Source organism: Lentibacillus sp., assembly GCF_035301925.1.
Lineage (GTDB): Bacteria > Bacillota > Bacilli > Bacillales > Amphibacillaceae > Lentibacillus.
The window spans coordinates 1-10711 of record NZ_DATGTI010000029.1 but is presented as its reverse complement, the minus strand read 5'-3'; the positions used below and the strand labels follow the sequence as shown (position 1 = coordinate 10711).

At 46.4% G+C, this 10711-nt stretch carries 10 protein-coding genes and 2 other annotated features; of the genes, 7 read left to right on the top strand and 3 right to left on the bottom strand.

What is annotated here, in order from left to right:
• Positions 1-382: 382 nt before the first annotated feature.
• Both VK080_RS02705 and VK080_RS02700 read right to left on the bottom strand, forming a co-directional pair.
• Positions 383-835: a nucleoside deaminase gene (locus VK080_RS02705; RefSeq protein ID WP_324223262.1), complete on the bottom strand. Its 453-nt coding sequence runs from the start codon at positions 833-835 to the stop codon at positions 383-385.
• 87 nt (positions 836-922) lie between these two features.
• On the bottom strand, positions 923-1957 hold the full coding sequence (locus VK080_RS02700; RefSeq protein ID WP_324223261.1) for a PTS sugar transporter subunit IIC: 1035 nt from the start codon (positions 1955-1957) through the stop codon (positions 923-925).
• A gap of 283 nt (positions 1958-2240) precedes the next feature.
• Between VK080_RS02700 and VK080_RS02695 the strand changes: the two genes are divergently transcribed.
• The gene (locus VK080_RS02695) at positions 2241-2801 is read left to right on the top strand and encodes a nitroreductase (protein WP_324223260.1); all 561 of its coding nucleotides are present in this window, start codon (positions 2241-2243) and stop codon (positions 2799-2801) included.
• Between the two features lie 235 nt (positions 2802-3036).
• Here the strand turns inward: VK080_RS02695 and ddlA are convergent, their stop codons facing one another.
• The gene (gene ddlA / locus VK080_RS02690; protein WP_324223259.1) at positions 3037-4143 is read right to left on the bottom strand and encodes a D-alanine--D-alanine ligase; all 1107 of its coding nucleotides are present in this window, start codon (positions 4141-4143) and stop codon (positions 3037-3039) included.
• Between the two features lie 143 nt (positions 4144-4286).
• Positions 4287-4504 (top strand) — a binding site (T-box leader).
• Between the two features lie 208 nt (positions 4505-4712).
• Positions 4713-4962, top strand: a binding site (T-box leader).
• 167 nt (positions 4963-5129) lie between these two features.
• On the opposite strand from ddlA, the gene trpE reads away from it, so the two are divergent.
• The 6 genes from trpE to trpA form a co-directional block, all read left to right on the top strand.
• On the top strand, positions 5130-6536 hold the full coding sequence (gene trpE, locus VK080_RS02685) for an anthranilate synthase component I (RefSeq protein ID WP_324223258.1): 1407 nt from the start codon (positions 5130-5132) through the stop codon (positions 6534-6536).
• Between the two features lie 42 nt (positions 6537-6578).
• Positions 6579-7604: an anthranilate phosphoribosyltransferase gene (trpD, locus tag VK080_RS02680; RefSeq protein ID WP_324223257.1), complete on the top strand. Its 1026-nt coding sequence runs from the start codon at positions 6579-6581 to the stop codon at positions 7602-7604.
• A 1-nt stretch (position 7605) separates the two neighbouring features.
• Positions 7606-8403: an indole-3-glycerol phosphate synthase TrpC gene (gene trpC, locus VK080_RS02675; protein ID WP_324223256.1), complete on the top strand. Its 798-nt coding sequence runs from the start codon at positions 7606-7608 to the stop codon at positions 8401-8403.
• Entirely contained in the window at positions 8393-8998 is a 606-nt protein-coding gene (locus VK080_RS02670) for a phosphoribosylanthranilate isomerase (RefSeq protein WP_324223255.1), read from the top strand. Before trpC ends, VK080_RS02670 begins: the two co-directional genes overlap by 11 nt.
• Before the next feature lie 116 nt (positions 8999-9114).
• Positions 9115-10320, top strand: a complete 1206-nt coding sequence (gene trpB, locus VK080_RS02665; RefSeq protein WP_324223254.1) for a tryptophan synthase subunit beta — start codon at positions 9115-9117, stop codon at positions 10318-10320.
• The coding region (gene trpA, locus VK080_RS02660) for a tryptophan synthase subunit alpha (RefSeq protein WP_324223253.1) at positions 10313-10711 on the top strand (399 nt) is incomplete at its 3' end. The genes trpB and trpA, both read left to right, overlap by 8 nt.

Sequence of the window (10711 nt, the reverse complement as noted above, 5' to 3'; positions counted from 1 at the left end):
CTTTTTGTCCCCTTCGCCCTTGACACCTTAATCGAAAACCATTGGCGTGTTTGTCAAGAGCGATGGCGGCAGCTCGAAAGCCTTCTGAAACTTTTAATCCTTATTCTGGAGTTATTTTCATAGAACTTTTTACACTACCTGCTGAACCTGCCTTTGGACAGACGAAATGGGTATATGGATATACTTCTTCCCGGAATGATAAACAGGTTTGCCACCCGAAAAAAGCACACACGTGTCCCGTTCGTCCCTGCAGCAGGAACATTTTGTCTGAGTTCTTTTTCAAACATACGGAAAACACGGTTTTACTTCATTCGGGGCAGGACCTCCTTAAGCATTTGTTACGTATCATCATACGAATATCGCCGTACATTGTCAATGCCGGTTACTGACGATCCTTCCATAATTGCATCGGGTCTTCCTGGCCGTCTTTTAGTGGCATATGAACCATTTCAATTGTGCGTTCGGCTTTGGGCTTCTGTAGTTCTTCATAAACGTTTTTTGCTGCTCCTAACCCTGCTTCATCTGCATCGTCGGATGTGGCGCAATAATAAATCGTGTCAATACCCGCATAATACATGGCGGTCAGACACATCGGACATGGCTCACCACTTGCATACATTGTGTAATCCTGCAATACGTGTGAATGCATCATTTTCTGGGCTTTCCGCATTGCCTGAATTTCGGCATGTGCCGTAATATCAAAACGTTTATGCAGTTCATTGACACCCTCGGCCACCTGTTTGTTATTTTTCACGAGGACGGCACCAAAAGGCTCCCCGCCATTACGGACGTTCTCCGCAGCCAGCTCAACGGCCCGCTCCATAAACTGATCCATCGTACATTTCTCCCTCTTAAATGGCTATTGTCCCAAGTATAACAAAATTATTCAAAGGATGGCGCCTTAAATACTCATGATGACAGCTTATTCGTACTCGATTGTCATATCACCCGGTTTGATCCAGCCTTTTTTCCGGAACCATTCAGCAATGAGAAGACTGATAATGGCCGGCCCAACGACATGCAGCCCCACCATCGACCAAAAAACGTCCCATGTGAAGCCCATCGTTTCAAACGTCATAATTTGCCCGACCAGCCCACTCGTACCCATTCCTGCCCCGAGATCATTATTCGAAAGTTCGAGCCAAACCGTGGCAAACGGTGCCAGAACAGCCCCGGCAATGGTTGGCGGTATGATAATAATCGGTTTCTTTAACACATTGGCAACTTGCAGCATGGATGTCCCAATACCTTGCGCCAGGAATCCGCCGAACCCATTGTCCCGATAGCTGGCTGCTGCAAAACCAATCATTTGTGCAGCGCATCCAATCGTCGCCGCACCTGCAGCAAGCCCATCAATCGAGAGCATGATGGCAATGGCGAGACTTGATATAGGTGCTGTTAACGCCCACCCCATCAAAATGGCCACCAGAATACCCATGATAAATGGCTGCTGTTCGGTTGACCAGTTAATGATCTCGCCGAACCAGACCATAAATGTATTAATCGGAGGACCGATGAATGTTCCGACCACAAATCCGATAAAAATCACAACAAATGGTGTGACGATAATATCAACACGCGTCGTTTTATAGGCAACTTTACCAAATTCTGTTGCAAACAATGCCGTTACATAACTTCCGGCAGGACCGCCAAGTTCTGCCCCAAACGCACCGGCAAACAAAGCTGAAAAAAGCACAAGCGGCGGCGCTTTCAAACCATAGGCAATCGCCACCCCAATGGCACCGCCCATGATTTTGGTTTCCATGGCATACCCACCCATTTCAATCATAAATTCGAGATTGTTAAACCCCAGCGCGACCGCCTGCTCGCCAGCCGTCTGAATAATCAGGCCAATAATTAAAGATGAGAACAGCCCCAATGCCATATAGCTTAACGCTGTAATGACATATTCCCTGATCGATAAAGAAACCCCTTTACGTTGCAGAAATGCTTTCATTTTTCTCCTCCCCTTCAAATTGTGAATTTTTTCACATAACTTAAAATAAGTGATTTGCTGATATCATTCTTCTCATCCATTATTACGTGATTTTTTTCACATATCAAGGGTTTTTTTAAAAAATATATGTATTTATATATTTCCAGAGATTAAGAAGGACACAAGACCTGACTCCTCTGTTCCACTAATTTTGCTTTTCAATGCTTTATCAGCTACAATCATAGTTAAAATTGTTATCAATTATATTCATATAAAACGCAATGCAAAATAGGGAGGACATCGAATGGAACTGACAAAGCAGCCAACAGCACTAAAAAAAGTGATCCGCGATCGGCGTTCTGTCAAAAAGTATTATAATCATAAACCGGTAGCTGAAGAGACTGTCATAGAACTGTTGGAGGATGCCGTCTGGGCGCCCACTCACGGCGTGCGCCAACCTTGGCGTTTCATTTTTATTGAACCTGAACAAACCGAGACCTTTGCAAAAAAGGTAGCTGCCACCTACCCTGAAGAAAGACAGCAAAACCGCCTGGAATACCTCCGCGAACCGAGCGCTTTTCTAATTGTCGTCATGGAGGTACCGGAAAGTCAAAAGCAATACGATGAAAATTTCGGCGCTACCGCCTGCATGATTCAAAATTTTTGGCTGCTTGCTTGGGAACAGCAACTTGGCGTCGTCTGGAAAACCAATTCACATATTTATGATCCGAAAGTCAAACAAATCCTAAATGTCGGGGAAAATGAAAAAATTGTCGGTTTCCTGCACCTCGGTTATTTTGATGAAAAACCTGCCAAAAAAGATCGCATTTCAGCTGCGGAGAAATTCTCTACTTTTAAAGGATAGATAGGAAAATCAGCATTCGACCCGGTTTTCCAGTGTTTAGTGCTGATGTTCTCTTTATAAGGACAAACCTTTCCAACCGTGCAAAAAAGGCTGTTCCATCAAGGATCAGCCTTTTTATACGGGGGAACTGTGTTCTTCTACTGAACGTTTTGTTCTCGGGATCATATTTTTGCACTCGAGCCCATGTTCTTGTGTTTGCGCCCACGTTTTCCGCATGTTCTTGCAATCTCATCTCCTATTCCTCATCCCACACGGCGCTTTTCAATGTACTGTTTTGCTGATGGCGTTGGATTGCCAATTCAATCAATCTGTCAATCAGCTCCGGATATGAAACGCCACTCAATTCCCAGAGTTTCGGATACATGCTGATGCGGGTAAACCCAGGTAACGAATTAACCTCATTCACATAAACTTCTCCATCCTCAGTCAAGAAGAAGTCCACACGTGCCAAGCCTTCACACTCCAGCGTTTTGAAAGCGTCCACAGCTGTTTGTTGCACTTTTTCAACTTCCTCGTCTGTCAAATCGGCCGGCATTTCCAGTATCGCACCGTTTTCATCGATATATTTGGACTCATATGAATAAAATTCGGTTTGCGGTAGAATTTCACCCGGTACTGACGCTTTTGGATCGTCATTTCCCAATACGGCGCACTCGATTTCACGGCCTTTAAGTGTCTCTTCAATCACCACTTTTTGATCATACTGAAACGCCTGATCAATCGCATTATCAAATTCCATTTCCGTTGACACTTTACTGACACCGACAGAAGACCCTTGATTGGCCGGCTTCACAAACATCGGTACACCCAGCTCCTCTTTTGCCGTAGAAAAATCAATCTGATCCCGCTTCGCACGCGGATATGCCAACCCTTTAGCCACATTAATCCCTGCACCTTTCAGCAATCGTTTGGCAATATCCTTATCCATGCAAATCGCCGAACCCAATACACTGGTTCCGACAAATGGCAGATTCGCAATCCGCATCATCCCCTGCAGACTGCCATCCTCGCCCAGTGTACCATGGACAATCGGAAACACGGCATCCAATTGATCAAGCATTTCCGCATCTGCTGCCTTCACCAGTTGATGTTCTGTTTCACCCGGCACAACAGCAACGGATTCATTGGATTTATTCAATTGAATCAATTTCGGATTTTCCGCGTTAATCAAGTAGGAAGATTTATCATTGATATGCCACTTCCCCTGCTTATCTATCCCAATCAAAACAACGTCATATTTATCTTGATCAATCGCATCGACAATATTTTTAGCTGATTGCAATGACACTTCATGTTCAGCTGATTTTCCGCCAAAAATAATCCCAACTTTTTTCTTTGGCATGTTCAGAACTCCTTTTCAAATGTATATATCTAAAATAGCATAAAAAGGCTTGTTTGAAACAGCATTATTATATTATTTTTCACAAAAGCCTCTTGACATCTAAAGAAAACGGCTCTAATATGGATAACAATAACTTCTTTGCAAGTTAAGCGATGACGAAGAGAAGTAATCTATCCGTAACACTTAAGAGAGCCGGTGGCTGGTGTGAACCGGTGTGTGCAATAGATGAATGGACTTCCGAGCTTCCAAACCGAACCAGTTCTGCAGTAGGCTTTGGCGACCAGGTCTCATCGTTACCCGAGACAAAAGTGAGCTGTTTTTCAGCTAATAAAGGTGGTACCACGGGTTCCTCGTCCTTTTCGGATGGGGAACCCTTTTGTATTTTAGTAAAAACCGTGGTGCCTCTCATCTTCCCAAGGATGAGAGGCCAACTGCGGGATGAGCTGATTTTTAATTTGCGATGGAATATGTTCCTTCTCGCGCGAATTGGCGGGCTTGTCGCGCGAATTGGCGTTTTGCACCTTCGTAAACTCGGTGCAAAACCAACTTCACTTTTAAAAACTGCATCCATTAAATCGACGAGTAAGAGGAGTAAGCTTTTGTAAAGCGTTCAAGAGAGCCGGTGGTGGTGCGATATCGGTACGTGAAACATGGCTGAATGGACTTACGAGAGGTTTCCTGAATTGCCAGTACGGAAACACGGTGTTCCGCCGTTACACGGATAGGATATCGGAAGTAAATCCTTCCCGTATCCGAACTGAGATGGGAGTTTTGATACTTTCAAAAAGAGGTGGCACCGCGGTCGCAATCGTCCTCTGCATTCACATTTTATATGTGTCTGCAGAGGATTTTTTAATTCCATTAATGCGTTCGTTAATTTTAGCTTCAGATGCTCACTTTCCGCGGGCCAGCGCCAAAAGCCTCCTCGACAGATCATTTTGTTTCGCAAAGCCTACTTTTAATAATACGAAAGGAGTTTTCACAAAATGAACGAGTCAAAAACACCATCCTATAAGTACAACAAGCTGAATGCTGATACGTTGACCCCGATCGGCATTTACGAAAACCTTTACGGCGCTAAAAAGTTTTTATTGGAAAGCTCAATCCAGCATGAGGAAAAAGACAAATACTCTTTTATTGGTGCTGATCCTTATCAAGAATTCAAAGGCAATGACAAAACAACGACCATTATCGATCACAGAAATAAAACAAGTGAGCACCGGAACGAAGATGCTTTATCCGTTTTCCAAAACGCATTTCCCAAATTGGCTATCGACATGCCTGTCCCCTTTTTCGGCGGCGCGGTCGGTTATATCGGTTATGATGCCATCCGAAGCTATGAAAATATTGGCGAAGAGTTGCCGGACGACATTGGCATGCCGGATATCCACCTGATGCTATACCAAAACATCATCGTTTATGACCATAGCGATGAGTCAGTATTCCTGGCGACCATCAATCTGGATCAGCAGCCGGAAAAAGTGCTGGATGAACGGCTGGAACGGTTAAAAAGGGCATTAATCCCATTTCCGACATCCGATTTGGCAACTGATGAAGCGATTGATTTCCAGCCGGAAATGGAGAAAGAACGCTTTATGCAAAATGTCCGTACAGCAAAAGACCATATCAGACAGGGCGATGTTTATCAGGTTGTGCTGTCACAGCAGATGAATGCGTCCATCAGGAGTGACCCATTTTTGTTTTATCGAAAGCTGCGCAAGGCTAACCCATCACCTTACATGTTTTATATCAATTTTGATGATCACATCGTGCTGGGAGCTTCGCCGGAAAGCCTTGTGGAAATACACGAACGGGAAATGATCACGAACCCGATCGCCGGCACGCGTCCCCGGGGGCAAACGAAAGCTGAAGATAATGCCCTAAAAGAAGAGCTTATCAAAGACAAAAAGGAAATTGCCGAACATGAGATGCTGGTTGATTTAAGCCGGGATGACTTCAGCCGTATTTGTGAGCAGGATAGTGTGACTGTCCCCAGTTATATGAAGGTGAAACACTATCAGCATGTGATGCACATGGTCTCCGAAGTCCGCGGAAGGCTGGCTGACCGTTTCACCAGTCTTGATGCGCTCATCTCTTGTTTGCCGGCAGGGACCGTCTCGGGCACCCCAAAAGTGCGTGCTTTAAAAATCATCAATCAGGTGGAGGACAAACGGCGTGGCTTTTATGGCGGAGGTGTCGGCTACATCAGCTTCAATCACGATTTAAACATGACGCTGGCAATCCGATCACTCGTCATTAAAAATCACCAAGCCTTTCTGCAAACCGGTGCAGGCATTGTAGCTGATTCCGATCCGGAGACCGAATACTATGAAACACTGCATAAGGCAAAAGGATTAATGGACGTGACCAACTATCATGTTACGTCAGTTTAACGGCGGAACTGAAGTTACAACAATTTGAAAGGGGTTTTTACTATGAAATATTATCTTGAAAAACTGTTGAATAAAGAAAACCTGACATTACAGGAAATGAAGGATGCGGCAACCGTATCTTTCGCCGATCATGTTACTGAAGGTGAACTTGCCGCGTTCCTGGCCGCATTGCGGGCCAAGGGGGAAACACCTGAAGAAATTGCCGGACTCGTTGACGTGATCCGTTCACAGTCGGACCAGACGACTGATGTGTTAACGAATGTAATGGATAACTGCGGTACGGGCGGTGATGGCTCACATAGCTTCAATATCAGTACGACCGCTGCATTTGTGATTGCCGGTGCCGGTGTTAAAGTCGCCAAACACGGCAATCGCAGTATCACGAGCAAAACCGGAAGCGCTGATGTTCTTGAGCATCTGGGTATCTCCCTATCCTTCTCCAAACAGCATGTGGAAGAAATGCTTGGGAAAAACAACATCGCCTTTTTATTTGCTCCCCATGTCCAGCCAGGCATGAAACGATTCACGACTGTCAGGAAAAACTTAAGGATTCCGACAATCTTTAATCTGATCGGACCGCTTACAAACCCTGTGAAACTGGATACACAGCTTCTTGGTGTTTATCGCCGCGATATGCTGCCGCTTTTGGCTGAAGCCCTCAATCAGCTGGGACGAAAGCGCGCACTGGTCGTTAATGGTGCGGGCTATATGGATGAGGCATCACTCGCCGGCGAGAACCATCTGACGCTTTTGGAGAATGGGAACGTGACGTCATTCACCCTAAATCCGGCTGATGTTAATTTGCCTGTTTACCCGAACGAAAAAATCCGTGGTGGTGATGCCGGGGAAAACGCTCGTATTTTGCACGATGTGTTAAACGGCAAATCAGGTCCCCACTATGATACTGTCCTCCTGAATGCGGGACTTGGCCTGTTCGCTAACGGAGCTGCAACATCAATAAAGAATGGCATCGAGAAAGCAGCCGAAAGCATCAAAAGCGGCGCGGCATTGGAAAAATTGGAGCGCCTGGCTGAATACAGCCACCGTGTAACAAGTGAGGTGATGTAACATGACGATATTGGATCATATTTTACAGCAAAAAGAAAAGGAAATTGAACAGTTGAAAAAGGAAGCGATCGCGGAACCGGCTGAAACCAAAAAGGTGTCGTCCATTACCCAAACGTTTCGCAACACTGGGCGAATGAATATCATCGCTGAAATCAAACGGGCTTCACCTTCTAAAGGGTCGATTAACCCGGATGTTGATCCGGTCAAACAAGCTAAGTTATATGAAGCGAACGGGGCCGGGGCCATATCGGTTTTGACCGATGAGACATTTTTTAAAGGATCGCTGGATGATTTGCGCGCTGTCCGCCAGGCAGTGGACCTACCGCTGCTTTGCAAAGATTTTGTCATCGACAAGGTGCAGATTGACCACGCTAAAGCGGCGGGCGCTTCCATTATTCTGTTGATTGTGGCCGCCATGTCCCCGTCCAAATTAGAGGAGCTTTACACGTATGCCAAAGAACAGGGGCTGGATGTCCTTTGCGAAGTCCACAACGAACAAGAATTGACAACGGTCATGGACTTAGGTGCTGACATTATCGGCATCAACAACCGCAATTTGAAAACGTTTGATGTCGATTTGGAAACCACCGAACGCTTGGCCTCCATGGTGACCAATCCTGAGACGACCATCATCAGTGAAAGCGGCATGAAAAAACAACAGGATGTGGCCCGGGTAGCCGAAAATGGTGCACGTGCAATCCTGGTCGGGGAAACCATGATGCGGGCTGATGATGTACCGGGCATGTTCAATGAATTTAAGATTCCAATTCAGAAAGGGGTCCGATCCGGTGCGCGTTAAAATTTGCGGCATCACAACACCAGAGGCGGCACAGCGAGCGGCCAGGGCCGGTGCGGATTTCATCGGGTTTGTATTCGCATCAAGTAAACGGCAAATAACACCGGAAAAAGCAGGAGGGATAATCAGTTCCCTGCCTGCGTCGGTGCAAAAAGTAGGTGTGTTCGTCAATGAGTCATTCGACACCATCGTGCAGACCGCTGAAAAAGCGGGACTTGATGTCATTCAGCTTCACGGCGATGAACCACCGTTATTTGCTGAAGAGCTCCCATATCCTGTCATTAAGGCATTCCGTATGGGAAAACACAACACGTCAGAAATAAAAGCGTATCCGTGTGACTTTTACTTGATCGACAGCCCTAAAGGCCCGAACCGCGGTGGCAATGGTACAACATTCGACTGGGCACAGCTGGCTGAATGGGATCTCGACCCACAAAAAGTGATTCTCGCCGGCGGGCTGACACCGGACAATGTGCAAGAAGCCATTTCTGCTGCCGGGCCATCCGGCGTAGATGTTTCAAGCGGCGTGGAAACGGATGGCCGGAAAGACGCAAGCAAGATAACCCAATTCATAAAGCATGCAAAGAGGAAATACTGATAAACTTCAGAAACTTGTTGGTGAATACCCTAAAGTTACCAATTAAGTCCAAAAAGTTGCTGATAAAACATTAAAAGTGACTGATGCTATTAAATTACAAAGAAAGGATGATCATCGTGACGTCATATCCATTCCCAGATACAAAAGGCAGATACGGCCAATTTGGGGGCCGGTTTGTTCCCGAATTGTTGATGCCCGCATTGATTGATCTGGAAGAAGCTTATACAAAAGCGATAAACGATCCTGACTTTATAAAAGAACTGAACGATTATTTGAGAAACTATGTCGGCCGGGAAACACCGCTCTACCATGCTAAAAATCTGTCTGAAGAGCTGGGCGGTCCGTCAATTTATCTCAAACGTGAAGACCTGAATCATACAGGTGCGCACAAAATCAACAACACAATCGGCCAGGCACTTTTGACACGCCGAATGGGCAAACAAAAGATCGTTGCCGAAACCGGAGCCGGCCAGCATGGTGTCGCCACCGCCACAGTATGTGCACTGCTTGGCCTTGAGTGTGTCGTTTTTATGGGTGAAGAAGATATCCGTCGGCAAAAGTTGAATGTTTTCCGGATGGAACTGCTTGGTGCCAAGGTTGAAAGTGTATCGCAGGGAAGGGGCACATTAAAAGATGCCGTCAATGAAGCACTGCGCTACTGGGTCAGTCATGTGGAGGATACACATTACATCATCGGATCTGTCGTTGGTCCCCACCCTTTTCCACAAATCGTACGTAATTTTCAATCGGTGATCGGTGAGGAAACAAAAAGGCAGCATCAGAAAGCCACAGGAAAATCGCCCGATGCAGTGGTCGCCTGTGTTGGCGGCGGCAGCAACGCCATGGGGATGTTTTATCCGTTCATTCCGTATGAGGATGTCCGGATTTACGGTGTGGAAGCCGGGGGGAACGGCATTGAAACGGATCAGCATGCCGCAACGCTAACGGCTGGAAGTGTCGGTGTTTTGCACGGCACGATGACACATCTGCTGCAGGATACCCACGGCCAGATTGAAGAAGCCCATTCCATTTCCGCAGGCCTTGATTATCCCGGTGTCGGTCCTGAACATAGCCATCTTCGTGATACCGGGCGGGTGTCCTACACGTCTGTCACGGACCAGGAAGCCGTCGATGCCTTTAAGCTCCTTTCCCGGACGGAAGGCATCATTCCTGCGTTGGAAAGTGCCCATGCGGTAGCTTTTGCCGCAAAACAATCAAAGGAATTGACTGACGCCGAATCGCTCGTTATCTGTCTATCCGGCCGCGGCGATAAAGATGTTGAATCGGTAAAAGATGTGCTGGGAGGGAATGCTGATGCGTAACCGTCAATTAAGAGAGGCATTGGAAGCAAAACGTTCAGCAGGCGAAAATATTGTGGTTCCATACATCATGGCCGGTGATGGCGGGCTTGATATTCTGGAGGAGCGGCTGAAATTTTTGCAGGAATGTGGTGCAGCGGCTGTTGAGCTGGGAACTCCCTTCTCAGACCCTGTGGCAGATGGCCCAACGATACAGAATGCCGGACAGCGGGCACTGCAAAACGGCACGACACTGCAAGGCGTTTTGGCAACGCTGGAAAAGTTTAAAGGAAAAAGATCGATTCCGATCATTCTGATGACATATATCAATCCAATCTATACGTATGGAGTTGAGCGTTTCGCCAAAGATTGTGCGAACGCTGGGGTTAATGGTGTTATCATCCCTGATTTGCCA